Genomic DNA, 25928 nt, shown 5'->3' with positions numbered 1-25928 from the left:
GGAGATGAAGAAAATAAGCGGGATCCGTGCTGAATTTCCGGTAAGGGAATCCTTATGGGGGTAGTCGCACTCTTCGTAGTATTGTCGACTTGTTGAAGGGCGCGCAGGCGAAAGCGCTTAAGGCTAAGTTGAACAAGCCATTAAATCGGCGACGTGTCAGCGATTTGAACTTCGCCAGGTTATGAGACCGGGCTTAAGCCGTTGCTTTTCGGCCCTCGCGGGCTTGTTGGGCGGGCACTTTGCCCGCCTTTCGCCCACTATGGGCGTACCGGTGCCATCAGTTTCCTGCGCGACAGGTAGACGTTCGCCAGCGCGAGTGCGACGAACGCCCGGTTGGCGTTCTTTGCCAGCCCGCGATAGCGCACCTTGGTAAATCCCCACAGTCGCTTCACGACGGCGAAGACATGCTCCACCCGGGCGCGAATCTTCGACTTGTTGCGATTCTTGCCGCGCTGCACCTCGTCGACTTCGCCCCCCGCACGGCGCGTGCGCTGATTGGTAAAGTCGCGCGCCCTGGGCGCCTTGTTGTGGATCAGTTCCTTCTGGCTCGCATAGGCGCTGTCGCCGTAGACGCGCCGCTCCTGGCCGTGCAGCAATCGCGGTAGTGGATGCTTGTCGTGCACATTGGCCGGCGTGAGCACTGCGCTGTGCGCCAGGCCGCTCTGGCTGTCCACACCGATGTGCAGCTTTGCACCGAAGTACCATTGCTTGCCCTTGCGGGTCTGGTGCATCTCGGGGTCGCGCGCCTTCTGTTCATTCTTTGTCGAACTCGGCGCGCCGATGATCGTGGCGTCCACAATAGTGCCGCTCTTGAGCTTCAGGCCGCTGGCCTGCAGCATCCGGCCGACCTCGGCGAATAACTGTTCGCCCAGTTTGTGCGTCTCCAGCAGGCGCCGGGGTATTGTCAAGGTGGCGCCGGGGTCGACGAATATAATGGGGCATGAAGAAAGCTTCCGTTTCCGTTTTGCTGTCGGCCGAGGCGCCGATTTCGTTCAAGGGCTATCGATTTCCGCCGGACATCATCAGGTACGCGGTGTGGCTGTACTACCGGTTCCCGCTCAGCCTGCGCATGGTTGAGGAGATGCTGGCGGCACGGGGAATCGAGCTTACGTACGAAACGGTGCGGTGCTGGGCGACGAAGTTCGGTCTGGCGGTCGCGAAGCGTATCCGTTCGACAGCCCCGGGTCGCGGCGACAAGTGGCACCTGGATGAGGTGGTCGTGACGATCCACGGCAGGAAGCATTGGCTGTGGCGGGCTGTCGATCAGCACGGCGCAGTGCTCGATGTGCTGGTGCAGAGCCGCCGCGACAAGGCGGCGGCCAAACGGCTGATGCGCAAGCTGCTCAGGCGCCACGGCTGCCCACGCGTGATCGTCACGGACAAGCTGCGCAGCTACGCGGCGGCGAACAACGAACTGGGCCTGAACGTCGAGCATCGGCAACACAAAGGACTGAACAACCGGGCGGAGAATTCCCACCAGCCCACACGCGTGCGCGAGAAGGTGATGCGCCGCTTCAAGTCGGCGCGCCATCTACAACGATTCACGTCGGTCCATGCTCAGGTAAGCAACCTGTTCATGCACTGCCGCTACAGCGCGAACGCGCAACAGAAACGGCAGGCCCGCAAGCATGCGTTCAAGGCGTGGGAAACCGTAACGGGCAATCCGATGCTGGATCGCATTGCCGCATAACTTAGTGGTCCTTATGTGAAGTGATTTCGCCTGCGCGCCCTTCAACAAGTTGACAATACCCACGCTGACGTTGGTCGTGCTTGCGCATGGTGGATGATGATGCGTCGCGATCCGGTGCCGCGCGCGGCATCGTCGGGTATTGGGTATTCACGAGCTTGAACAACAAGTGAGAAAAAGAGGTATACCGCTGTGGGTATGGGCGGTTGCGGCTCTGCTGCACGCGCAAGCCGGTTGTCGAGCGAGTTGCGGTGTCGCTCAACGAAGCCGTGGCACACGCGCGGTTCATTTACGACGCGCGGATCCGCAACGAGCCGTGCAGCTCGACATGAAGATTCCGCCCGGCACGTTCGTATGCGCAGAGGCGAGTCAGTTGCAGCAGGTCATCGTCAACCTGCTCGGCAATGCGCTCGATGCCGTTCGCAACGAAGAGAATCGGACCATTACGCTGGAGGCAGTCGACTCCGAAGCGAACGGCCGCGTGCTTTTCTCGATCGCCGACAGCGGCACCGGCATCGCGCACGAGGTACTCCACCACCTGTTCGATCCGTTCATCACGACGAAACCGCGAGGCCATGGCCAGGGGCTCGGTCTTGCGATCACCTCGCGCATTGTCGAAGCTTTCGGCGCGAAGATATCCGCAACCAACCGCGACGAAGGCGGCGCGCGATTCAACATTGACTTTGCGTCAGCGAAGGGAGTAGTCGATGGGAGGTGAAATTCGGGTTCTCGTCGTCGAGGACGCTGAGAACGTGCGCTTCGGTGTGCAGCAGGCCGTTGCGCTCGCGGGGTTGCGCGTATCCGCGTATGCCGCTGCGGCGGACGCGCTTGCCGAAGGCGCGCCCGGCGTGCCGCTCGTGATCGTATCGGACGTGAGGATGCCGGGTATCGACGGCTTGCAGCTGCTCGAAAAAGTGATGGCGATCGACTCGCAGATTCCCGTCGTTCTGATCAGCGGAGGCGGTTACCGATCGATCATCGGCTATCTGCCAGTTGACTTTGCGCGGGTTTGAACAGACTGATCTCGCAACCGACGTCCGCGTCGTGGAACTCCAGCGTCATGCCGTGCATGCCGGCCACGGCGGCGACAAGGCTGAGCCCCAGGCCGCTGCCGGGCGTACGACGGCTCGCTTCGCCGCGATAGAAGCGGCGTAGGACGGCATCGCGCTCGGTCGGTGCGATGCCTGGTCCATTGTCGCGTACGGTCACGCCGGCCCCTCGTCCGTCGTGCCACAGCGTCATGTGCACGGCTCCGCCATGCGGTGCGAACTTGACGGCATTCTCCACCAGATTCGCCAGCGCCTCGAATAGCAGGTTCGGATCGCCCCGGATTTCCAGCGGCCCGGACACCGTGCGCTGCAGTCGGAAGCCAATCTGCTTGTCTTCGGCGGTCGGCTCGTAGAATTCGAACACGTCGTCGGCCACCGCGGCCAGATCGACGCTGGTGAAGCCGGCGCGGCGCACGCCGCTTTCGATTTCCGAAATGCGCAGCAGGGCGTTGAAAGTACGTAGCAAGCCGCTGGTTTCCACGATGGTTTCATCAATGGCCGCGCGATACTCCGCCTCGGTTCTGGCGCGCCGTTGCGCACGTTCGAGTCCGCCGAGCACCCGCGTGAGCGGCGTGCGCAGATCGTGCGCAATCGCATCGCACACGCCTTTGACCTCGTTCATCAGGCGTTCGATTTCGTCGAGCATGCCGTTCACGACGACCACCAGCCGGTCTATGTCGTCGCGTTTCGCATGCACCGGCAAACGCCTGCTGAGATTGCCAGCGACGATTTCCTCGATCGACGCGGTCACCGCATCGAGCCGCCGCATCGCCGAAACGCCAATCAGGGTCGCCCCGATCAGGCCGATAACGAGCGTGATCATCGCAGTGGAGAGCAGCGCATGCAGCAGTTCGTCGTCGAAGTGGTCGAGTTCGAGGGTGTTCTGGCATTGTAAAGCGATGCGGTTATCGGGCGCGTGCGCGGCGATGCATCGGCCAGGCGGGTGGCCCGGCAGATTTGCGAGTGGCATCGAAAACGGCTTGCCAAAGACGGGGATGGCCGGCAGATCGCCCGCATAGCCGCCGGCAAGGTGTTTGCCGCTGGCTTCGAACAGGCCGAACGGGCGCTGGCGGCGCGGATCGAACTGGTTCTGATGTTCGAACCGCGCGACCAGTTCATCCGGCGCTTCGCGTTTCAACTCTGCGTGCTCGCGAAGCAGCCAGTCGTCGATGCGTTCCTGTTCGAAGCCGGTGATCTCGCGGTACAGGTAACCGAACAGCAGCAGCGCGATCACGCCGAACAGCACCAGAAACAGCGTGGCGAGGCGAAAGCCGGTGGTGCGGTGCAGTTCAGTCAGGCGCATGTAGCATGTACCCGGAACCGCGCACGGTATCGATCATCGGAGCCGTGCCGTCCGGGTCGAGCTTCTTCCTGAGACGGCTGATGTGCACGTCGATCACGTTGGTCCGCTCGTCGAGCCGGTAGTCCCATACCGCTTCGAACAGCATGGTGCGGCTCACTACCTGGCCCTGGTGCTGCATCAGATATTCGAGCAGCCGGTACTCGCGCGGCAGCAGCAGTACCGGGCGGCCGGCGCAGGTCACTTCGCGTTTGAGCGGGTCCAGACGCAACGGGCCGACCTGGTACTCCTGCACAGCGGGCGCCGCCTCCCGACGGCGCATCAACGCATCGAGCCGCGCGGTCAGTTCGATGAACTCGAACGGCTTGGTCAGATAGTCGTCGCCGCCGGCGCGCAAACCGCGCACACGTTCGTCGACCGCGGACAGCGCGCTCAGGATCAGCACCGGCGTGGGCACGCCGGCGCTGCGCAACGCCGACAGCATGCCGAGCCCTTCGAGGCCGCCCGGCAACATGCGATCGAGCACGATAGCGTCATAACTGTTGGCGACCGCGAACATCAAACCGTCGCGGCCGGTGCTCGCGGTTTCGACCTTGCAGCCGTGATCGGTGAGCGCTTCAACGATCTCTGCGAGAGTCTGCTCGTCGTCCTCGACGACCAATACGTTCAACATGCCTTTTTCCAGAAATGCGCGAGCGTCGAACCTGCGCTGGCCGGCCGATTTACACTAGGCTCGTACCTACGACGTGGGTAGTATGCCGTGTGAAGCCGTGCAGGCGTTTCGCGCCAACATGAAAAAATTTTGATGTAAGCCATTTTAATGTAAGCCCCTTAACGTAAGCCCCAGCGCATGCGAATCCTGCTGATCGAAGACGATATGCGCGCCAGCCAGTTCCTGGCGCGTGGCCTGAGCGAGAGCGGTCTGATTGTCGACTCGGTGGCCGACGGCGCGACCGGGCTCGCCTATGCGCGTGAGGGCATCTACGACGTGATTGTGACTGATCGGCGCTTGCCGGCGCTCGACGGCCTGGCTCTCGTCCAGCAGTTGCGCGCCGGCGGGGACACGACGCCGGTGCTGATGCTGTCGGCGGTCGGCGGCCTGAACGAACGCGTGGAGGCGATTCGCGCAGGTTGCGACGACTATCTCGTGAAGCCGTATGCGTTCGTCGAAGCGCTGGCCAGAATCGAGGCGCTCGCGCGGCGCGCCGATCGCAGCAGGATGAGCGAGCGGCTCGAATGCGCGGATCTGGTACTCGACACGCGGGCGCGGACCGCAAACCGCGGCGGTCGTGATCTGCGCCTGCAGCACCGCGAATTCCTTTTGCTCGAATGTTTGGTGCGCCGCGAGGGGCAGGTCGTGACGCGCAGCATGCTGCTCGAGGCCGCGTGGAATTACGATTTCGAGCCGCGCGGCAACATCATCGATATGCACATGCATCGTCTGCGGGCGAAGGTGGACCGCGACTTCCCGCGGGCGCTGATTCATACGGTGGTCGGCGCGGGATACGTGTTGAACCCGGCGCCCTGACACGCAGAAAGCCTTGTAAGCCCCGGCTCAGGCGCGCCGACGCGGCATGTTGCGCCGCATTAAATTTTTTTAATTAATGGGCGAAAGCGCCGACAGGACCCGCTGGCTAATCTGGCGACACTTCTAGTTGCCGGAGCGTTCTCCAATGTCAGGACTGTCCCGTTGGGAGCCGCTTTCGCGCGCCGTCAGTCCACCTGCGCGCGTATGGTGTCTGCGCGCCGCCTTATGTGCGCTCGGCCTCGCGTTGCTGGCCGGGTGTTCGCTTGTGCCTGCCTATCAACGGCCGGGCGCGCCGCTGGCGCAATCGTTCGATGGGGCGGCCGGTGGGTCGCTCGCCGCTACCGTGCCCGTCAGAAGCGGCTGGTGGCGCGAGTATCACGATCCCGCGCTCGACGCGCTGGTCGATCGCAGCCTGCGCAACAACTTCACGCTGGCGTCCGCGATTGCGAGCGTCGAACAGGCGCGCGGCAACGCCGAGAGAGCCGGTGCGCCGCAGTATCCGTCGCTATCGCTCGGCGCCACCTTCTATCGCAGCCATCAGGGACGTGGTTCGACCACGAAGACCCAGAGCCTGTTCGCCGAAGCCAGTTACGAGGTGGACTTCTGGGGCTTCAACGCCGCCAACGCCAGCGCCGCCGACCTGCTCGCGCGCGCCTCCGGGTTCGATCGCGATACGGTGGCGCTGACGCTGACCGCATCGGTCACCGACACCTATTTTCAGGTGCAGAGTCTGCGCCGCCGGCTCGCGATTGCGCGTTCCATTTCCGACGATGCCGCGCGCATTCTGCAACTGCTGCTCGCGCAACAGCAGGCGGGCGTCGCGACCGAATTGCAGGTGCAGCAGCAGCGCAACGCGCTCGCCACCTTCCAGGCGGCCGTGCCGGCGCTGCAACAGCAGCTCGATACCAACATCCATGCGCTTGCGGTGCTGGCGGGCACCGCGCCTGAACACTTCACCGTCAGCGACGCCACGCTTGCCGACATCCCGATTCCCCGGCCGCGCCCGAATCTGCCCGCGAGCCTGCTGGAAACGCGCCCCGACATCCGTTCGAAGGAAGCGCAGTTGCAGTCGGCGAATCAGAGCGTCGGCGCGGCGCGCGCGGCCTTTCTGCCAAACCTCGTACTGACCGCGGACGGCGGGCTGAGCAGCAAGTCGCTGTCGCATTTCCTGTCGAGCCCGTTCGCCAGTCTCGCCACCTCGCTGGCGGCGCCAATCTTCGACGGCGGCGCGTTGCGTGGCCAGTTGCACGCGAGCCAGGCGGCCGAAGCGAAGGGCGTCGCGGATTACCGGCAAGCCGTCATAACCGCGCTGCAGGACGTGGAGGACTCGCTCACGGCGGCGCAACAGCAGCAGCTCGCGGAAGCCGCTGACCAGGACGCTGCCGACGCCGCCCGCAAAGCCGCCGCGCTCGCGCAAACCCAGTACAAGCTCGGCACCGTCGACTTTCTGACCGTGCTCGACGCGCAACGCACGCTGTATCAGTCCGAAGACACGCTGGTGCAGGCGCGGCTCGCGCGCCTGCAAGCGTCCGTGAGCCTGTTTCGCGCGTTCGGCGGCGGCTTCGGCGTGACCGACGATAGTGATAGCAGCACCGCCTCCACCTCTACGTCATCCCGCTCATGAAATCTGCAGACCTTCCGAACCACGAGGCGCCCTGCGGACGCGGCCGCGCGCCGCTCATCCTGGCGTTCGCCGTCCTTGTCGCGATGTTGGCGGTGTGGTTCTGGCCGCGGCACCCGGCGGTCAAGGCGGCGACCGCCGTGCCGGTCAACGCCGGCCATCCCGTGAGCCGCGACTTTCCGATTCGCGTCGCCGCGGTGGGCACGGTGCTCGCGCTCAATACCGTGGACGTCAAAGTACGTGTCGACGGGCAATTGCAGCGCGTCGCATTCACCGAAGGACAGGACGTGAAAGCCGGCCAGTTGCTCGCACAACTCGATCAGGGACCGCTCACCGCCCAGTTGCATCAGGCGGAAGCGGCGCAGCGCAAAGACCAGGCATCGCTCAATAACGCGCGCCTCGATCTCGCGCGCTACTCGAAGCTGGTCGGCATCGGCGCGGCGACGACTCAGGCGGTGGACACCGCGAAGGCGCAAGTCGAAGCGCTCTCCGCGACCGTCGCTGCGGACGCCGCGCTGGTGCAAAGCGACCGGCTGCAATTGAGCTTCACCACGTTGAGCGCGCCGTTCACCGGACGCGTCGGCGCGCGCGAGGCCGATATCGGCGCGATCGTCCATCCGGCCGACACCACCGGCATCGTCACCGTCACGCAGATGGAGCCGATCACCGTGCTGTTCTCCGTGCCGCAGGACGTGCTGCCCGAACTGCTCGCGAATCAGGCGAAAGCGCCGCTGGCGGTGAACGTGACCACGCGTTCCGGCAGCACGCCGCTCGCCGACGGCACGCTGGTGTTCATTGACAGCACGGTCGATCCTACGACCGGCCAGATCAGGCTCAAGGCTTCGTTCACCAACCAGGACCGCAAGCTGTGGCCCGGCGAGCTGGTGAATGCGCGCGTGCTGGTGCGCACCGATACGCAGCGGCTCGCGGTGCCGAGCCGCGCGGTGGTGAACTCGCAGAACGGCACGCAGCTCTATGTGATCGCCGCGAACGGCACGGCGCAGATGCGCCCGGTGCAAAGCGGGGTCACCGTCGATGGCATGACGGAGATACGCAGCGGCATCGCGCCCGCGGATCTCGTCGTGTTCGATGGCCAAAGCCGCTTGAACCCGGGCGTGCATGTGACGGCGACCACGGTTCCCGCCAGTGCCGAAGCGCCGCCCAACGCGAATCTGGCAGGCAGCCAGACTAATGAGGACAATCCGTCATGAGCCTCATGGAATTGTTCATCAAGCGGCGCATCGCGACCAGTTTTCTGGCGATCGCAGTGCTGCTGGTCGGCGCGGTGGCGTATTTTCTGCTGCCGGTCGCGCCGCTGCCGCAGGTCGATTTTCCGACCATCCAGATCGTTGCGAAATTGCCCGGCGCGAGCGCGGAAACCATGGCGACTTCGGTGGCGACGCCACTGGAGCGGCAACTTTCGCTGATTGCGGGCGTGACGCAGATGACGTCGTCGAGCTCGCTTGGCAACACCAGCATTGCCGTGCAATTCGATCTCTCGCGCGACATCGATGGCGCGGCGCAGGATGTGCAGACAGCGATCAATGCAGCCGGCGGCACGTTGCCGAAGAACCTGCCGAACCCGCCGACCTATCAGAAGGTCAACCCGGCCGACTTCACGTTGCTGTCACTGGCGCTGACGTCGCCCTCGCTGACGCTCACGCAGCTCGACAGCTACGCCGAAGACTATCTCGCGCAACAGATCTCGCAGATGCCCGGCGTCGGTCTCGTTGATTTCCACGGCCAGCAGCGGCCCGCCGTGCGTATTCAGCTCGACCCCGACAAGCTCACCGCGCGCGGCCTGACGCTGGAAGATGTGCGCTCGATCGTCGGCGTGCAGACGGTCAATGCACCGAAGGGCAGCCTGAACGGCCCGGATCGCTCGGTGATCTTCAACGCGACCGACCAGATCACGACCGCCTCGCAGTATCGCGATCTGGTGGTCGCGTACAAGAACGGCGCGCCGATTCGCGTGTCCGATCTCGGCACCGTGCTGAACGCCGCCGAGGACAACCAGCAGGCCGCATGGCTTCAGCACGAACGCGCGATCATCCTCGATGTTCACAAGCAGCCCGGCTATAACGTCGTGCAGACGATCGCCAACATCAAGGCGAAGCTGCCCGCGCTCGAAGCGATGCTGCCCGCGGCCGCGCATCTGCATGTGGTGGGCGATCGCACGCAAACCATCAATGCGTCGGTGCACGACGTGCAGTTCACGCTGATGCTGACGATCGCACTTGTCGTGATGGTCATCTTCTCGTTTCTGCGCAACCTCTGGGCGACGGTAATTCCGAGCCTGACGATTCCGCTGTCGCTGGTCGCCACGTTCGGCGTCATGTATCTGCTCGGCTATAGCCTCGACAATCTATCGCTGATGGGCTTGACCATCGCGGTAGGCTTCGTGGTGGACGATGCGATCGTCGTGATCGAAAACGTCATGCGGCATATCGAAGACGGCGTGCCGAGAATGAAGGCCGCCTTGCTTGGCGCAATGGAAGTGCGCTTCACGATCATTTCGATGACCATCTCGCTGATCGCCGTGTTCATCCCGATCCTGTTGATGGGCGGCATCGTCGGGCGGCTGTTCCGCGAATTCGCAATGACGGTGAGCGCCGCGATAGTGATGTCGGCGCTGGTATCGCTGACCGTTACGCCGATGCTTTGTGGCTGGCTGATCCGTTTGCCCGAGCCGGGTGGCGGCGGCCGGATGCGCAGGCTCGAAGCCTGGCTTGAGGCCGTGTTTAGCGCAGTAGAGCGGCGCTACGAGCAGGGCCTCGATTGGGTGCTGGACCGCCAGAAGCTGATGCTGGCTGTCACGGTGGCGACGATCCTCGCGACCGGCGCGTTGTTCGTCGCGATCCCCAAGGGATTTTTCCCGCAGGAGGACTCCGGTCTGATCATGGGCGTTGCCCAAGCCGCGCCGGACATTTCGCCCCGCTCGATGTCGCAGAAGATGCAGCAGGTGGGCCATATCATCGAGGCCGACCCCGCCGTCGACAACGTTTACTACTGGATGGGTGCTAACCCGACCGTGAGCCAGGGGCGCGTCATGATCAACCTGAAACCGTTCGCTCAGCGCAAGGACAGTGCTGTGCAGGTGCTCAATCGTTTAAAGCCGCAGTTGGCGAAGGTCATGGGCATCTCGTTGTCGATGCAGGTCCGGCAGGATATTCAGGTGGGTGGCCGTATCAGCGCCGCGCAGTATCAGTACACGTTGCAGGATCCTGACATCAACGAGTTGGATCACTGGGCGGGCGTACTGACCGATCGCCTGTCGAAGCTGCCGCAACTGGCCGACGTCACGTCCGACCAGCAGGCCGCCGCTACCAGCGCAACACTCGTGATCGATCGCAGCACCGCTTCGCGTTTCGGCATCACGGCGCAAGCCATCGACGACACGCTTTACGACGCATTCGGCCAGCGGCAGATTGCGACGCTGTTCACGCAGTTGAATCAGTACCACGTCGTCGAAGAAGTCGATCCGCGCTTTCAATTGACGACGGATGCACTAGCGCATCTCTACGTGCGCTCGCCGCTCACGAACGAACTCGTGCCGCTCGATACGCTTGCCAGGATCGAAAACAACGTGTCGCCGATCTCGGTGAATCACCAGGGCTTGTTCCCGGCCGTGACGATCTCGTTCAATCTGGCGGCGGGTCAGTCGCTTGGCAACGCGGTGGCGGCGATTCGCCAGGCCGAAGTCGCGGCGGGCAAGCCAGATAGTTTGACGGGCTCGTTTCAGGGCACTGCGCAGGCGTTCCAGGCGTCGCTCGCGAGTGAGCCGTATCTGATCGCCGCGGCGCTTGTGGTGGTGTATCTGATTCTCGGCATCCTGTACGAAAGCGCGATTCACCCGCTCACCATCATTTCGACGCTGCCCTCGGCGGGCGTGGGCGCTTTGCTTGCGTTGATGCTGTGTGGTCAGGATCTGTCGATCATGGGAATGATCGGCATCATCTTGCTGATTGGCATCGTCAAGAAGAACGCGATCATGATGATCGACTTCGCGTTGGTGGCCGAGCGCGAGCAAGGTTTGTCGCCGCGCGATGCGATCCGGCAGGCCTGTGTGCTGCGCTTCCGCCCGATCATGATGACGACGCTCGCCGCGCTGTTCGGCGCGCTGCCGCTTGCGCTCGGACATGGCGCGGGCGCCGAATTGCGCGTGCCGCTCGGCATAGCGATTGTCGGCGGACTGATTGTTTCGCAAATGCTGACTTTGTTCACGACGCCGGTCGTGCACCTGTGGTTTGACCGTCTGTCGCATTGGCACGCTGATCGGCGCGCGACACGCAGTGTTGTCGAGCGGGAGGCGGTCGGTTGACTGGCTTCTGCGTGCCTGGGGGCGCTTCTTCCTGTAGCCATGGGCGCCGCTGATTCCGCGCGGCGGCCGTGCGCTGAAATCGGGCTGCAGACGTTACCGCTGACCTTGGGACAGCCTCCGATCAAGAATAGGTGAACGGGTGACGCTATCGGACAGACGAACGATCGTGCCTGGATCGAGCGGGCAATTAAAGCCAACGAGTTCCGGGATGAACGGCTGAGAAAACGTTTCGGGGTACTTTTGGAACAGCCTTAGATGGCATGGGCCAAAGCGTTCGGTTCGCTTGCCAGGAATAGGCATCAACCAAGGTTGACCGCAAATCCATTGCAACACGCCGTGAAAAGCGGGCACGGTTAAAAGCAGTTTCATTTTCCCGACGCCGTTCTGGTAGGTCGCCTCGGCTAGGCTAATGCCATCCCGCTACATTGTTCGCGGGACGACTCGAACCTTCTCGTGGATGGAATGAAAATGAGGCTTACAACGAAAACCTTTGCCACCGCCCTTCTTCTGATCGGCAGCGCGTCGGCGATGGCCTCGCCGGGACTGACACAACAGCAATGCGACGACTACCCATTCGCACAGTTGAAAGGCGAAGTGACACACCAGCAATTGATGGGGGAGTTGAACGAGCTGGAAGCGGCCGGTTACAAACCCGACGACGCCAACACCTACCCTGACGATCTGGAACAGGCGCAACAGAAGTTGCAAGCCGAGTATCGCGCGGACTGTGTCCCCGCTGCAGCGCACCTCTCCCCCAGCGCCCCGCAAACCTCAGCCGGTGTAGCGCCCGCGCAAGCGGCGCATCAGCCGGCCGGTTGACGCGGGTCAGCGTCAATGTACCAGGGGTAAGCAATTCGATTTAACAAAGCAGCGCGCACAACGTCATGCGTCTTGAGCGCTTCGCTGCGCGGGCTCACGCTCGGTAATTCAACAATGTGATGGAGTGGACTATGAAGACCGTATCCGGCAGTATTGGGGTGTCGATGTTGGCGCTCGTGGCGGCGCTGATGCTCGGTTCGGCGGGCGTTGCCTACGCTCAGCAGCCAGGCGACACCGGGGGCAGCATGAGCGGTGCGGGCGCCGCTCCGGGAACGAGTCTGGGCACCGGGGCCGGCCCCAGCCCAATTCCGGGCGCGGGAACCTCGCTTGCCACCACAAGAGGCATCGGCTCGGGGCCGGCGCTTAACAACATGCGGGCAAACGGCACGAGCCTGTATATGAACCCCGACCCACGCGCGCCAAATGTGACCGGCAGGGCCGCGCCGCCTCGATAGGCTCGGCTTGGCTTGGGGATGCAGTTGGGTGGGGGGGTATAGAACTCGCGGAACGAATAACTGAAGATTGCACGCGAAAGTAAACAGAGATTCCACGGAAAAAAGAACTGGAATTCCGCGGCAAAATGAATGCCGATTCCACGGCAAAGCAATGCTGATCAAACCGCGTGGCGCGCGATCAACTGGTGACATTGATCGCGCAGTTGCCGGCGCGCCTCATCGACATGGAAACGTGCTCCGGCGCACATCATTGGGCTCGCGTGTTCCAGCAGCAGGGCCATACGGCCAAACTCATGGAGCCCAACCGTGTGGCGCCTTGTAGCATGTCCAGCAAGCGCGGCAAGAACGACGCGGCGGATGCTGCTGCGATCTGCGAAGCAGCGACCTACAACCGGTTGCGAGGCCTGTCCTTGGGTAAATTCGGCGTGGTGCTAAAAAAAGCTTGGAAAAGTTGCGCAGGCACATCACAGAACGCAAACGCCTCCGTGATGCGAGCGCAAAACCTCAGCCTCCCGGCTCCCGGTTTCGCAAACGCTACGTTGGCGACCATGCGCAAACAGCAGCGAAGTCGAGCATCCGGATCGTTCCTGCCGAGCGTCAGGTTTCCTTAAGGTAAGGTCGCTAGCATCGATCGGATTTTTGCGGTACTTTTTTCGGGCTAAATTCGCAGGCAGTGCGCCTCATCAATCCATCAATTCCCGACAACGTGAGGAGCAGGAATGGCTAAGGCCTACGCAATGACGCGCCCGGCATACGATGCAGTCGCGCGCACGCTGCACTGGCTGACCGTCCTGTTGGTCGCTATGCAGTTTGCGATCGGCTGGACGATGCCGGATGTCCACAAGGACACGCAGCCCGTTAATCTCATCGCCTGGCATCTTGGCGTGGGCGCGACGCTCGTCGCCGTGATGGTACTTCGGGTGTTCTGGCGATTGACGCATTGGCCCACGCCGGACGAGCTGCCGCTGCCACTCAGCGTCGTCTCGCGCATAACGCATGTTCTGCTCTACGTCGCCCTGGTGCTCGTCCCGCTGCTCGGCTGGATCAACGCGTCCTCGCGCGGCTGGACGGTCCGCTTGCTGGGCGTCGTGCCGTATCCGGCACTGAGCGAACCGGGCTCGGCTTTCGGTCACGAGATGGGGGACGTACACGGCATCCTCGCATGGGTGCTCTTCGCATTGATTGGCCTGCATGTCGTCGCAGCGTTGTTTCACCACTTTGTTCTGAAAGACCACGTGCTGCAGCGGATGCTGCCCCACGCAGGGCCACCGCGCGATCAGGTTCGAGACCGCTAAGGTCTGCCGATGCCCAAGGCTCACAAAGAACCGCATCGCATCAAGGCGATTGGCTGGCTCCGCGCTGCGGTGCTTGGCGCAAACGACGGCATCGTTTCGACGGCAAGTTTGATAATCGGCGTCGCGTCCGCGCACGCCGAGCACCGCCATCTGGTGCTGACCGGCCTCGCGGGATTGGTAGCCGGCGCGATGTCGATGGCGACGGGCGAATACGTATCGGTCTCGTCGCAGGCGGACACAGAAACAGCGGCGCTCGCCGAAGAGCAAGCGGAGCTCGATGCGGATGACGCGCGCGAGCATCGGGAGTTGGCGGCGATTTACGTGCGACGTGGTCTCGACATGGCGCTTGCCAAACAGGTTGCGCAGGCTCTAATGGCTCACGACGCACTCGGCGCACATGCCCGCGACGAATTGGGTATCTCGGAAACGACCGCGGCAAATCCATTGCAGGCCGCACTGGCGTCGGCCAGCAGTTTTTCGGTGGGAGCCGCTTTGCCGCTCATCGTCACGGCGCTCGCCCCGCAGCAAGGCGTGGCCGTGAGTATCGCGGTGACGGCGCTGGCTTCACTGGCGATACTTGGTGGACTCGCCGCGCGCGTCGGGGGAGCGAAAGTGGGTCCTGGCGTATTGCGGGTTACCTTCTGGAGCGCGCTGTCGATGGGTATGGCATCCGCGGTCGGTGCTATATTCGGCGCGACTTGAGCCGTGACATTTTTTCCGCGACACAGTCACTCGCCGACGGCGCGGCGATCTCCCGATGGTTAAAGCCCCTTTCGAAACGCAGGCGCAGTACTTCACGAATTTTACGCGTGGGCAATTTGGGTATCCTATGTGGCTCCCGACAAAGCGTCGAGAGTGCTACGGTTGACCCGCGTCGCTATCTCATGCGGCTACTGTCCAGCTTCGCGTGATATGCCGTCCAGCTGCCGCGAAATCGCTGTGCAGCCAGGTCTGAAATACGCATTTTTGCGTCATGCATCACGCTGCTCGGGTAAAACAACAAGGCAGGGTAGTTTCCGTCATAGCTTCCGCGACCGTTCAGCTTTTTTCAGGCCCTGTCCAGCGCCTTGATCGCAAGCGCAGCGCCAGCCGCGCGCGTCTCGACGTGCAGCTTACGGAACAGATGCTCGAGGTGCTTGTTCACCGTGCGCGGCGCCATGCCGAGAATGTCGCCGATATCGCGATTCGTCTTGCCGCGAGAGACCCAGAGCAGCACTTCGGCCTCACGCGCCGTCAAATTGAAGCGCGCCGCGAGTGCGCTGCTGTGCACAGTGTCATCGGTCTCCTTGAGGATGAGGATCCACTCTCCAGGATCGGGAGCGGAGGTTGCGCTCGCAGAACGCCGCACGTGTCCTGCGGTGAATTCGAGGACGGCGCCGGTCGGACTCCCGCGCCCGAGCCAGTCCGCAAACCAGTCGCGTAACAGCGGCGGCAACATGGGGTGCGCAACCGCTTGCACGAGGTCGTCGGCGTGGCTGGCCCGGTAGGCAGAAATTTGCCGTGCCGCTTGCGGACTCTGCCAGCGGATCGCGCCATCGGCATTGACGATCAGCGCCGCACGCGCATCGAGCGACAGTGCAGCGTGCGCATAGAGTTGCGCGCGCGAGCGCTGCACGTGGGCGCCAATGCGCGCACAAACCTCCTCGGGCCGCACGGGTTTCGTCACATAGTCGATGCCGCCGACGCGAAATGCGCGCACCACATGCTCGCTTTCCGTCAATGCAGTCATGAAGATCACGGGCAGATGTTCGTGGCGAACGTCCTGCTTCAGGCAGCTGCAGGTCTCGAAGCCATCCATGCCAGGCATCAGCGCGTCGAGCAACACGACGTCGGGCGTCACGCGTGCGAGGCGCTTGAGCGCATCTTCGCCCGAGAGCGCGACCAGCACCGCGTAACCATGTGCCTGAAGCGTATCGGAGAGAAATGCGAGGTTGTCCGGCGTGTCGTCGACAATCAACACGACGGGGCGGTCGCGCAGCCACTCGGGCGACGCATCGGTGGAGTTCACCGCGCGCGCGTCAAACGTCCGCGGCGCGGGACAGTCGGTCGAGTTCATGCTCAAGCTCCCTTAGCTGAAAGCGTTCCGCCAGAACGCGCAACCGGTCGATCTGCTCCTGAAGCGCGGGCCATGCCGCGCGAGCGGAGTCGAGTTGTTCGACCACGCCTTGCAGGTAGCCGACTTCGAGGTGTGCGCGCAGGCGTTCGAGCACCGCTTTCGGCCACGCGACATCCAGTGAAGCGCGCGTGACGAGCGGCGCGGTGTGCGCGGACGTGGACGGCTCGGATGCGATCCAGTCGAGGACGAGTAACTGCGCGAGCTTGTCGAGCAACAGGTTGATCTGGAGCGGCTTCACGAGATATCCGGCGCATCCGGTCGCGCTCGCGCGCTCCCGATCATCGGCAAATGCGTTAGCCGAAAGCAGCACGATCGGGGCGTTCGACAACTGGTTTTCGCGGATCAGCCGGCTGGCCTCGTAACCGTCCATCAGCGGCATTGAGATGTCCATGATGACAGCGTCGACGCTGTGCGTCGCCAGCCAGCGCAACGCGTCGGGGCCGCTCTCCGCCTCGGCGACGTCGAAGCCGAGCGGCGTCAGCAGTTGCCCGACGATGCCGCGCTGATCCGCCAGATCGTCGACGACGAGAATTGCGCGCTTCGGCCCGGTATAGCCGCGGATCGCCGCGAGTTCAGTGCGCGCGTCGGCTGCGCCGTTCACTGCTGGCGCGAACAGTCGCACGATGAAGCGAGTGCCGCGCCCGACCTCGCTGTCCACTTCGAGACTGCCACCGAGCGCCTGTGTGAGAAGCCGGCAGATCGTGAGTCCCAGTCCCGCGCCATGATCGTGCGCATGCGCCGCTTCGCCTCGCTCGAACGGCAGGAACAGGCGCTCCATCTCGGCCGGAGGAATTCCGGGGCCGGTGTCGACTACTTCGAACTTCAACGTGTCGAGCACGTGGCTCACGCGCAGCGTCACAGTACCCGTGGACGTGAAGCGAATCGCGTTGCCGATCAGATTGGTCAGAATCTGACCCATGCATTTCTGGTCGGTACGCACGGTGGCGGGCAGGCGGCCTACGGTCTGCACGTCGAAAGCGAGCGCTTTCTCGAGCGCCTGCGGGCGCAGCATTGAGGTGACGTGCGCGACGAAATCCGCCAGTGACACGCGTGCGATGTTCAGTTCCAGCTTGCCCGCCTCGATACGCGCGACGTCGAGCAGCCCATCGACGAGCGCAAGCAGATGTTCGCCGCTGCGCTGAATCGTTCGCACGGCGCTGTAGCGCGTCGGCGAAAACTCCTCTTTCGCCTGCAAAAGCAACTGTGCGTAGCCGAGAATGCTGTTCAGCGGTGTGCGCAACTCGTGGCTCAAACCGGACACGTAGCGGCTTTTCGCCTGATTCGCCGATTCGGCGGCAGCCGTCGCGCGTTTAAGCGCGGCGTCTGTTTTCTGGTGAGCGTCGATTTCCTGCATCAGCAATTCGTTTTGCCGTTGCGATTCTTCCTGCGTGACGCGACGGCTTTCGCGCTCCAGCACGAACCACCACGCCGCTATGCAACCGACGAGCGAAAGCGAGAAGAAGATCTTCAGAAAGCTGTGCCCAATCGCGCTGTCGATCGACGATCCGTCGGCGGCGAGCGAGGTCACGCTCTGTGACCAGATCAGATAGAGCACGCTCGCGAGCACCGCGAACATTGCGCACACGAGGCTTGCATAGTGCATGAGCCGCAGCGCAGCCGGGCCGAGCCGCACGCGCGGAAACACGCGATGGAGAGCGCGATCGGCTTGCGAGGCGAAGCGCGCATGCGGCTTGCAGCGATCGTGGCAGCGCGAGTCGAGCGAACAGCACAGCGAGCAGATCGTGCCGCCGTAGGCGGGGCAGAAGGCCGTGTCTTCGGGTTCGAAGGTGTTCTCACAGATCGCGCAGCGAAGCGAAGTGGCGTCGCCCGTGGGCTGCGCGGCGCGCGCGATGTAGTAACGTCCGCGCGTGACGATCGCGAGCACGGGCGCACAGGCGACCGCCACGCCGAACGCGATGAACGACGACATGGCTTGTGCCAGCAAGCCGAACATGCCGCTCTGCGCGAGCATCGCTGCTGCGGCGGCGATCAGCATCGCGCCTACGCCGACGGGATTCACGTCGTACAGATGCGCGCGTTTGAATTCGATATGACGCGGGCTAAGCCCAAGCGGCTTGTTGATGACGAGATCGGCGAACAGTGCGCCGATCCACGCGATCGCGATGTTTGCGTAGAGCGACAGCACCTTGGCGATCGCCTCGAATACCCCCATTTCCACGAGCAGCAGTGCGATCATCACATTGAACACGAGCCACACCACCCGCCCCGGATGGCTGTGCGTCAGACGCGCAAAAAAATTCGACCACGCGAGCGAGCCCGCGTACGCATTCGTCACGTTGATCTTCAATTGCGAAACGATCACGAACAGCGTCATCGCGGGCAGCGCCCAGCTCGCGAGCCCAAACGGATCGAGCAGTAGGTGATAGGCGACGAGGTACATTTGGGTGGGCTGCGTGGCCTCCGCCGGACTGACTTCGTACTGGATCGCGACGAAGGCGAGGAATGCGCCCCCGAGCATCTTGAGCGCGCCGGGCACGATCCAGCCTGGTCCCGCCGACAGCAGCGCGAGCCACCAGCGCGCGTGGTTCTTCGCAGTCAGCGGCGGCAGGAAGCGCAAGTAATCCACCTGCTCGCCGACCTGCACGATCAATGCAAACACCATGGTCGAGGCCTGCCCGAACGCTATCACGCTGAACGCGCGGCCTTGCGGAGCGAAGCCGGCAAAGGTCGTCCACTCGTGCACCAGGCCCGGATGGTGCCACAGCACAGCCGCATAGGGCAGCGCGAACAGTATCAGCCACAGCGGCTGAGTCCAGCTTTGCAGCCGATTGATCAGCGTGATGCCGAACATCACGATCGGAATCACGATGAGCGAACTCAGCACATAGGCGATCGCCAGCGAGATATGAAAGTAGAGTTGCAACGCGAGCGACATGATGGCCGCTTCGAGCGCGAAGAAAATAAACGTGAAGATGGCATAGAGCAGTGAGGTGAGCGTCGAGCCAATATAGCCGAAGCCCGCGCCGCGCGTAAGCAGATCCATGTCGACGCCATGGCGCGCGGCGTAATAGCTGATCGGCAGACTGGTCAGCCAGATGAGCACCGATACGACCGCAATCGCCCAGACCGCGTTCGTAAAGCCATAGTTGACGACGAGGCTGCCGCCGATTGCTTCGAGCACCAAAAAAGACACGGCGCCGATTGCCGTGTTGGCGACGCGCAGTTCCGACCAGCGTCGAAACGAACGCGGCGTGAAGCGCAACGCGTAATCCTCGAGCGTTTCGTCTCCGACCCATGCATTGTAGTCGCGCCGCACCTTGACGATGCGTTGGGTACTGGGCGTGCCCACTGACGGGTGACTCTGGGGCATGGGGATGATCTGGATTGGTGCGGAAACGATCGGATCGATGTCTGATGCAAATTACATTCCAGTACGACTGCGGGGAATACGTCAATCGACGTATTCCGGTTGCCAATTTGGCTTTCTACATTGCGTCCAACCTCGAACCAGCTCTCGCAAGAAGCGCAGGGCGACCGATAAGGAGAATGTGATGTCCGCAGACGATCGAATCGATGATGATGCCCGCACGCCGTCGCCGTTGCGCCGGAAACTGATCGGCGGCCTCGCCGCTGCGCCGTTGATGGCGCTGGGGCTGCCGCGTACTTCATTTGCGCAAACGCCGCCCACCGCGAAGGTGAACACCACCGGACTGGCGGTGACAGATACCACGGTGACAGTCGGCCAGTTGCATTCGGCGACCGGCACGATGGCGATCTCCGAAACCGGTTCGATCCAGGCCGAACGCCTTGCGATCGAGCAGATCAACGCAATGGGCGGCGTGCTCGGGCGCAAGATCCAGATCATTCAGGAAGACGGCGCCTCCGACTGGCCGACTTTCGCGGAGAAGTCGAAGAAGCTGCTCGAGAACGACCACGTCGCGGCCGTGTTCGGCTGCTGGACCTCTGCCTCGCGCAAGGCAGTGCTGCCGGTGTTCGAGAAAGACAACGGGCTGCTCTATTACCCGACCTTCTACGAAGGCCTCGAACAATCGAAGAACGTGTTCTACACGGGCCAGGAAGCGACCCAGCAGATTCTCTGGGCGCTCGACTGGGCTTCGAACACGAAGAAGGCCAAGACGTTTTTCCTGATCGGTTCCGACTATATCTGGCCGCGTACGTCGAACAAGATCGCGCGTCGTCATATCGAGCAGCATCTGCACGCGAAGGTCGTCGGCGAGGAGTATTACCCGCTCGGCACGACCGAGTTTGCGTCGCTGATGAACAAGATCAAGCTCGCCCGGCCGGACTGCATTTTCGCGAGCGTGGTGGGCGGCTCGAACGTCGCGTTCTACAAGCAACTCAAGGCGGCCGGTATCACTCCGCAGAAGCAGTTCCTGCTGACGCTGTCGGTAACCGAGGACGAAGTGCTCGGCATCGGCGGCGACAACTTCGCGGGCTTCTATTCGTCGATGAAATACTTCGAGTCACTCGATAACGAGAACAACAAGAAGTTCGTCGCTGCGTTCAAGGCGCGCTACGGCCAGAAGTCCGTGATCGGCGACGTGACCCAGGCCGCGTATCTCGGCCCATGGATCTGGAAGGCCGCCTGCGAGCGAGCGGGCAGCTTCGACGTGAACAAGGTGGTGGCGTCGTCGGCGGGCATCGACGTGGCCAATGCGCCGCAGGGCTATGCGAAGGTCGATGCGAATCACCACCTGTGGAGCCGCTCGCTGATCGGGCAGGGCCAGGCAGACGGCCAATTCAAGGTCGTCGCGCAGTCCGACCAGCCGATCCAGCCGAATCCGTTCCCGAAGGGCTACATGTAATTCGTCAACCGCAGCTGCGCGGCGACGTAACATGCCGCCGCGCGAGGAGCGCTCGATGTCCGCTACCGACATTTTCAACATCACGCTGATGCAGGGCTTCGCCGGTCTGAGCCTGTTCAGCGTTCTGCTCCTGATGGGGCTTGGGCTCGCCGTGATCTTCGGCCAGATGGGCGCGATCAACATGGCGCACGGTGAGTTCATGACGATCGGCGCTTATACCGTCTACATGTTTTCGTGGTTCTCGCAGAACGTCTGGCATGCGTTCACGCCGGTGTACTTCTTCTTCGCGATCATCGCGGCGTTCGGCCTTGCGTTCGCGGCGGGCTGGCTCGCCGAATGGGCATTGATCCGCCATCTATACCGCCGTCCGCTCGACACGCTGCTCGCTACCTGGGGTCTGAGCCTCGGCATGCAGCAGGTGTTCCGCTCGACGTTCGGGCCGCAGGAAGTGAGTCCTGCGCTGCCCGACTGGCTGATGGGCTCGTGGGAGCCAGCGCCGGGCCTGGATATTCCAGTCAGCGGCATGTTCGTGATGGGACTCGCGCTGGTCATGACGGGCGGGTTACTGCTCGCGCTCTACCGCTCGCGCTGGGGCCTGCGCGTGCGTGCCACGGTTGCCAACCGGCCCATGGCCAACGCTGCCGGCATCAACACGCGGCGCACTGACCGGATGACCTTCGCGATCGGCTGCGGTATTGCGGGGGTGGCGGGCGCGGCGTTCACAGCGATTGGCTCGACCGGACCCACCAGCGGTTCTCTCTATATCGTCGATTCGTTTCTTGTCGTCACCTTTGGCGGCGCGGCGAGCCTGCTCGGCACAGTGGCCTCGGCGTTCGGCATCGCGCAGATGCAGTCGATCAGCGAGTTTTTCCTATCGGGTTCAATTGCACGCGTTCTTACGCTGCTGACGGTCGTCGTGATCCTGATGCTGCGTCCGCAGGGACTCTTCGCGTCGAAGGTGCGGCGCGTGTGAGCGCGGGGCGCCGTGCACGGCTCATTCACTGATTAATTCGTATGGAGATGGACATGGAACCCATCCAATCCGTAGCGGGGAACATTTCCCCGCGATCCGGTCCCGGCGCGCCGGGAGGCTGGCGCGCGCTCGCGATGCGGCTCGACGCGTCGGGTTACGTGGGCATCGCGATACTCGCGGTGCTGATCGTCGTCGTGTTTCCGCTGGTGCTGGATACGTTTCGCCTGAACCTGATGGGCAAGTACCTCACCTACGCTTTCGTGGCGATGGGCCTCGTGATCGCGTGGGGCTACGGCGGCGTGCTCAGCCTCGGACAAGGCGTGTTCTTCGGCCTCGGCGGTTACGCGATGGCGATGTTCCTCAAGCTTGAGGCGTCCGACCCGGCCGCCACCCACACGCAGACCACGCCCGGCATTCCCGATTTCATGGACTGGAATCAGCTCACCGCGCTGCCTACGTGGTGGAGACCGTTTCATTCTCTACCGTTCTCGATCCTCGCCGTGCTGGTCGTGCCTACAGCTCTCGCGTTCGTCGTCGGTTATGCGATGTTCAAGCGGCGGGTGGGGGGCGTGTACTTCGCGATCATCACGCAGGCGGTCGCATTGATTCTTTCGGTGCTGATCATCGGCCAGCAAGGTTATACGGGTGGCGTGAACGGGATCACCGATCTGCGCACGCTGCTCGGCTGGGACATCCGCACCGACCACGCGAAGCTGGTTCTTTACTTCGTCAATGCAGTGCTGCTGATCGGCGCGCTGCTGGCCTGTCGCTGGGTCCAGCGCAGCAAGCTCGGCACGCTGTTGCTCGCGATGCGCGACAAGGAGGACCGTGTGCGCTTCTCCGGTTACGACGTCGCGATGTTCAAGGTGTTCGCGTTCTGCCTCGCGGCGCTGCTCGCGGCTGTCGGTGGCGCGATGTTCACGTTGCAGGTGGGTTTCATGTCACCGTCGTTCGTCGGCATCGTACCGTCGATCGAGATGGTGATCTATGCCGCAGTCGGCGGGCGCATGTCGCTGGTGGGCGCGGTGTATGGCGCGATTCTCGTCAACCTCGGCAAAAGCTGGTTCTCGGAGAGCCTGCCTAATCTCTGGCTCTATCTGATGGCGGCGATGTTCATCGGCGTGGTGATGGCGTTTCCAAATGGGCTCGCGGGCCTCTACGAAGAGCATGCCCGGCCGCGTATCCGGCGGTGGCTCGGCGCAGCGAACAAGGAGGGATGACGCATGAGCAACACTGACTTTCTGCTTGCGATCGAAGATCTGAGCGTGTCGTTCGACGGTTTCAAGGCGATCGATTCGTTGAACCTCTATCTCGAGCGTGGCGAATTGCGCGTCGTGATCGGCCCGAACGGTGCGGGCAAGACGACGCTGCTCGATCTGATTTGCGGCAAGACCAGGGAAACCGCCGGCAGCATCAAGTTCCGCAACGAGGAAATCACGAATATCGCCGAGTACCGGCGCGTGCGCAAAGGCATCGGCCGCAAGTTTCAGACGCCGTCGATCTACGAAAACCTGAGCGTCGCGCAAAACCTCGAAGTGTCGTTTCCGCGCGGACGCAGCGTGTTCGGCGCGCTCGCCTATCGGGAGGATGCCGAAGTGGCCGACCGGGTGCGTGCGGTAGCCGATGAGATCGGTCTTGCCGCTTCGCTCGATCTCGAAGCCGGGCTGCTGTCGCACGGCCAGAAGCAGTGGCTGGAAATCGGCATGTTGTTGATGCAGGACCCCGAGCTCCTGATGCTGGATGAGCCGATTGCAGGCATGAGCGCGCGCGAACGCGAAGTCACCGCGGAACTGCTCGATCGCATTTGCCGCAATCGCTCGATGATCGTGATCGAGCACGACATGGCCTTCGTCGAGCGGATCGCGCACAAGGTCACGGTCATGCATCAAGGCAAGATCCTCGCGGAAGGGCCGATGGCGCAGGTGCAATCCGATCCTCGCGTGATCGACGTCTATCTCGGCCACTGAATCTACACGGAGAACACATCATGCTGGAAGTCGACGATCTCGTGGTCAGCTACGGCCAGAGCGAAGTGCTACACGGCATCGGCTTTTCCGTGGCGAGCGGCGAAAGCGTCGCGGTGATGGGCCGCAATGGCATGGGCAAGACGACGCTTTTCAAGGCGCTCATCGGCATGCTGCCCGCCAATCGCGGCACCGTGCGGGTGGGCGGCGCCGACGTGTCCAAAGACGAAAGCTACCGGCGCGTAGCGAAAGGCATCGGCTACGTGCCGCAAGGCCGGCAGATCTTCGCGTCGCTGAGCGTCGAGGAGAACATCCAGACGGGCCTCGAAAACGCGCGCAGCCCGCTCGTACCCGACGACCTCTATGCGCTCTTTCCCGTGCTGTTCGACATGCGACGGCGCAAGGGCGGCAACCTCTCGGGCGGCCAGCAACAGCAGCTCGCGATTGCGCGCGCGCTCGCGACCGACCCGAAGGTGTTGCTGCTCGACGAGCCCACCGAAGGCATTCAGCCGTCCGTCATCAAGGACATCGCGAAGGCGCTCAACCAGATTCGCAGAAGCCACAACATCGCCATCGTGGTGTCCGAGCAGGTGTTGAGCTTCGCGCTCGACGTCGCCGACCGGCTCTTCGTGATCGAAGGCGGCCGCTTCGTACATCAAAGCACCCGCGATGCAGGCGACACCGACCGCATTCGCGAATACCTCTCGGTATGAGTGCGGCGCACCGCATTTACTGAACCTCGAACCAAGGAGCGAACGCAATGCCCGAAACTCTCATCAAGGTAGATCTGGACCAGTCGGCCTACGAAAACACGCAGGTGCACAACCGCTGGCACCCGGATATTCCGATGGCTTGCTGGGTCAAGCCTGGCGACGACTTCGTTCTCGAAACCTACGACTGGACCGGCGGCTTCATCAAGAACGACGACAGCGCCGACGACGTGCGCGATATCGATCTGTCGATCGTCCATTTTCTGTCCGGCCCGGTCGGCGTGCATGGCGCGGAACCCGGCGACCTGCTGGTGGTGGACCTGCTCGACATCGGTGCGAAGTCCGAGAGCCAATGGGGCTTCAACGGCTTTTTCTCGAAGTCCAATGGCGGCGGCTTTCTCACCGACCAATTCCCCAATGCGCAGAAGTCGATCTGGGATTTTCACGGCGTCTATACGAACTCGCGCCACATTCCAGGCGTGAACTTCGCGGGTCTGATTCACCCCGGCCTGATCGGATGCCTGCCTGATCCGAAACTGCTGGAAACGTGGAATGCACGCGAAACCGGACTGATCGCGACCGCGCCGGAGCGCGTGCCGCCACTGGCGAATCCGCCGTTCGCAGCGACCGCGCATATGGGGCAACTCACCGGCGACGCGCGTGACAAGGCGGCGGCGCAAGGGGCGCGCACCGTGCCGCCGCGCGAGCACGGCGGTAATTGCGACATCAAGGATCTGTCGCGCGGCTCGAAGGTGTTCTTCCCCGTCTACGTGGATGGCGCGGGACTTTCCGTCGGCGATCTGCACTTCAGCCAGGGCGACGGCGAGATCACGTTTTGCGGCGCGATCGAGATGGCGGGCTGGGTACACATGCGCGTGAATCTGATCAAGGGTGGCATGGCGAAATACGGAATTCGCAATCCGGTATTCCAGCCGAGTCCTATCACGCCGAATTACAACGACTACCTCATTTTCGAAGGCATTTCGGTCGACGAGCAGGGCGCTCAACATTATCTCGACGTGACGGTCGCGTATCGGCAAGCGTGCCTGAATGCGATCGAGTATCTGAAGAAGTTCGGCTATTCGGGCGCGCAGGCGTATTCGTTGCTCGGTTGTGCGCCGGTGCAAGGGCATATCAGCGGCGTGGTCGATATTCCCAATGCGTGCGCGACCTTGTGGCTGCCGACACAGATTTTCGACTTCGACATTCGCCCAAATGCCGATGGGCCCATCCAGCACATCAAGGGCGGTGTGGATTTGCCATGCTCGCCGGATCTGGCGAACGTCTGAGCCAACGCTACCAG

The 25928-nt window shown here is 62.8% G+C and carries 20 protein-coding genes and 4 pseudogenes; 18 read left to right on the top strand and 6 right to left on the bottom strand.

Features of this window, described 5'->3' with window-relative positions; translation table 11 throughout:
- Positions 1–257: 257 nt before the first annotated feature.
- Positions 258–911 (bottom strand): annotated as a pseudogene (locus B0G69_RS27130) (IS5 family transposase); the annotation flags it as partial.
- A 29-nt stretch (positions 912–940) separates the two neighbouring features.
- Here B0G69_RS27130 and B0G69_RS27125 point away from each other — a divergent pair.
- From B0G69_RS27125 to B0G69_RS27115, 3 genes and pseudogenes are all read left to right on the top strand, one after another.
- Positions 941–1690 carry an IS6 family transposase gene (locus B0G69_RS27125; RefSeq protein ID WP_121322686.1) on the top strand — a complete coding sequence of 250 codons (750 nt, stop codon included), beginning with the start codon at positions 941–943 and terminating at the stop codon, positions 1688–1690.
- A gap of 221 nt (positions 1691–1911) precedes the next feature.
- Positions 1912–2405, top strand: a pseudogene (locus B0G69_RS27120) (ATP-binding protein); the annotation flags it as partial.
- A pseudogene (locus tag B0G69_RS27115) lies at positions 2395–2674 on the top strand (response regulator); the annotation flags it as partial. The pseudogenes B0G69_RS27120 and B0G69_RS27115, both read left to right, overlap by 11 nt.
- On the opposite strand, the gene B0G69_RS27110 reads toward B0G69_RS27115, so the two are convergent.
- Both B0G69_RS27110 and B0G69_RS27105 read right to left on the bottom strand, forming a co-directional pair.
- The gene (locus tag B0G69_RS27110) at positions 2663–4039 is read right to left on the bottom strand and encodes an ATP-binding protein (protein ID WP_121322684.1); all 1377 of its coding nucleotides are present in this window, start codon (positions 4037–4039) and stop codon (positions 2663–2665) included. The pseudogene B0G69_RS27115 and the gene B0G69_RS27110 overlap by 12 nt on opposite strands.
- Positions 4026–4709: a response regulator transcription factor gene (locus tag B0G69_RS27105; protein WP_121323913.1), complete on the bottom strand. Its 684-nt coding sequence runs from the start codon at positions 4707–4709 to the stop codon at positions 4026–4028. The genes B0G69_RS27110 and B0G69_RS27105 overlap by 14 nt, the downstream gene beginning before the upstream one ends.
- 177 nt (positions 4710–4886) lie before the next feature.
- Here B0G69_RS27105 and B0G69_RS27100 point away from each other — a divergent pair, with 177 nt between their 5' ends.
- The 4 genes from B0G69_RS27100 (at position 4887) to B0G69_RS27085 (ending at position 11506) form a co-directional block, all read left to right on the top strand.
- Positions 4887–5564, top strand: a complete 678-nt coding sequence (locus tag B0G69_RS27100) for a response regulator transcription factor (protein ID WP_121322682.1) — start codon at positions 4887–4889, stop codon at positions 5562–5564.
- 145 nt (positions 5565–5709) lie between these two features.
- Positions 5710–7188, top strand: a complete 1479-nt coding sequence (locus tag B0G69_RS27095; RefSeq protein WP_121322680.1) for an efflux transporter outer membrane subunit — start codon at positions 5710–5712, stop codon at positions 7186–7188.
- Positions 7185–8396, top strand: coding sequence for an efflux RND transporter periplasmic adaptor subunit (locus B0G69_RS27090; protein ID WP_121322678.1), 1212 nt, complete (start codon positions 7185–7187; stop codon positions 8394–8396). The genes B0G69_RS27095 and B0G69_RS27090 overlap by 4 nt, the downstream gene beginning before the upstream one ends.
- Positions 8393–11506 (top strand): efflux RND transporter permease subunit, encoded by a 3114-nt coding sequence (locus B0G69_RS27085; protein WP_121322676.1) that lies wholly within the window; start codon positions 8393–8395, stop codon positions 11504–11506. The genes B0G69_RS27090 and B0G69_RS27085 overlap by 4 nt, the downstream gene beginning before the upstream one ends.
- A 93-nt stretch (positions 11507–11599) precedes the next feature.
- Here B0G69_RS27085 and B0G69_RS40740 read toward each other — a convergent pair whose 3' ends face one another.
- Positions 11600–11875 (bottom strand): hypothetical protein, encoded by a 276-nt coding sequence (locus B0G69_RS40740; RefSeq protein ID WP_147440777.1) that lies wholly within the window; start codon positions 11873–11875, stop codon positions 11600–11602.
- A 93-nt stretch (positions 11876–11968) separates the two neighbouring features.
- On the opposite strand from B0G69_RS40740, the gene B0G69_RS27080 reads away from it, so the two are divergent.
- The 5 genes and pseudogenes from B0G69_RS27080 to B0G69_RS27060 all read left to right on the top strand — a co-directional run bounded on the left by B0G69_RS27080 (position 11969) and on the right by B0G69_RS27060 (position 14777).
- Positions 11969–12325: a DUF4148 domain-containing protein gene (locus B0G69_RS27080; RefSeq protein WP_241991557.1), complete on the top strand. Its 357-nt coding sequence runs from the start codon at positions 11969–11971 to the stop codon at positions 12323–12325.
- Positions 12326–12456: 131 nt separating this feature from the next.
- The gene (locus B0G69_RS27075) at positions 12457–12780 is read left to right on the top strand and encodes a hypothetical protein (protein WP_121322672.1); all 324 of its coding nucleotides are present in this window, start codon (positions 12457–12459) and stop codon (positions 12778–12780) included.
- Between the two features lie 142 nt (positions 12781–12922).
- Positions 12923–13252 (top strand): annotated as a pseudogene (locus tag B0G69_RS27070) (IS110 family transposase); the annotation flags it as partial.
- 247 nt (positions 13253–13499) lie between these two features.
- Positions 13500–14075 (top strand): cytochrome b, encoded by a 576-nt coding sequence (locus B0G69_RS27065; protein ID WP_121322669.1) that lies wholly within the window; start codon positions 13500–13502, stop codon positions 14073–14075.
- Between the two features lie 9 nt (positions 14076–14084).
- Positions 14085–14777, top strand: a complete 693-nt coding sequence (locus B0G69_RS27060) for a VIT family protein (protein WP_121322667.1) — start codon at positions 14085–14087, stop codon at positions 14775–14777.
- Between the two features lie 346 nt (positions 14778–15123).
- Here the strand turns inward: B0G69_RS27060 and B0G69_RS27055 are convergent, their stop codons facing one another.
- Together B0G69_RS27055 and B0G69_RS27050 are read right to left on the bottom strand one after the other, a co-directional pair.
- Entirely contained in the window at positions 15124–16131 is a 1008-nt protein-coding gene (locus B0G69_RS27055; protein ID WP_121322665.1) for a response regulator transcription factor, read from the bottom strand.
- Complete coding sequence (locus B0G69_RS27050) at positions 16094–19522, bottom strand: ATP-binding protein (RefSeq protein WP_121322663.1); 3429 nt, start codon at positions 19520–19522, stop codon at positions 16094–16096. The genes B0G69_RS27055 and B0G69_RS27050 overlap by 38 nt, the downstream gene beginning before the upstream one ends.
- Positions 19523–19703: 181 nt before the next feature.
- On the opposite strand from B0G69_RS27050, the gene urtA reads away from it, so the two are divergent.
- The 6 genes from urtA to fmdA are packed head-to-tail and all read left to right on the top strand — an operon-like array spanning position 19704 to position 25914.
- Positions 19704–20978 (top strand): urea ABC transporter substrate-binding protein, encoded by a 1275-nt coding sequence (gene urtA, locus B0G69_RS27045; RefSeq protein ID WP_121322661.1) that lies wholly within the window; start codon positions 19704–19706, stop codon positions 20976–20978.
- 55 nt (positions 20979–21033) lie between these two features.
- The gene (gene urtB / locus B0G69_RS27040; protein WP_121323912.1) at positions 21034–21951 is read left to right on the top strand and encodes an urea ABC transporter permease subunit UrtB; all 918 of its coding nucleotides are present in this window, start codon (positions 21034–21036) and stop codon (positions 21949–21951) included.
- 53 nt (positions 21952–22004) lie between these two features.
- Complete coding sequence (urtC, locus tag B0G69_RS27035) at positions 22005–23171, top strand: urea ABC transporter permease subunit UrtC (RefSeq protein WP_121322659.1); 1167 nt, start codon at positions 22005–22007, stop codon at positions 23169–23171.
- Positions 23172–23174: 3 nt separating this feature from the next.
- Positions 23175–23918 carry an urea ABC transporter ATP-binding protein UrtD gene (gene urtD / locus B0G69_RS27030; RefSeq protein WP_121322657.1) on the top strand — a complete coding sequence of 248 codons (744 nt, stop codon included), beginning with the start codon at positions 23175–23177 and terminating at the stop codon, positions 23916–23918.
- 20 nt (positions 23919–23938) lie between these two features.
- The gene (gene urtE / locus B0G69_RS27025; protein ID WP_121322655.1) at positions 23939–24628 is read left to right on the top strand and encodes an urea ABC transporter ATP-binding subunit UrtE; all 690 of its coding nucleotides are present in this window, start codon (positions 23939–23941) and stop codon (positions 24626–24628) included.
- A gap of 47 nt (positions 24629–24675) precedes the next feature.
- Complete coding sequence (gene fmdA / locus B0G69_RS27020) at positions 24676–25914, top strand: formamidase (RefSeq protein ID WP_121322653.1); 1239 nt, start codon at positions 24676–24678, stop codon at positions 25912–25914.
- Positions 25915–25928 lie beyond the last annotated feature (14 nt).

The organism is Paraburkholderia sp. RAU2J (assembly GCF_003634845.1).
GTDB lineage: Bacteria > Pseudomonadota > Gammaproteobacteria > Burkholderiales > Burkholderiaceae > Paraburkholderia > Paraburkholderia fynbosensis.
This window is presented reverse-complemented; position numbering and strand designations above follow the sequence as displayed.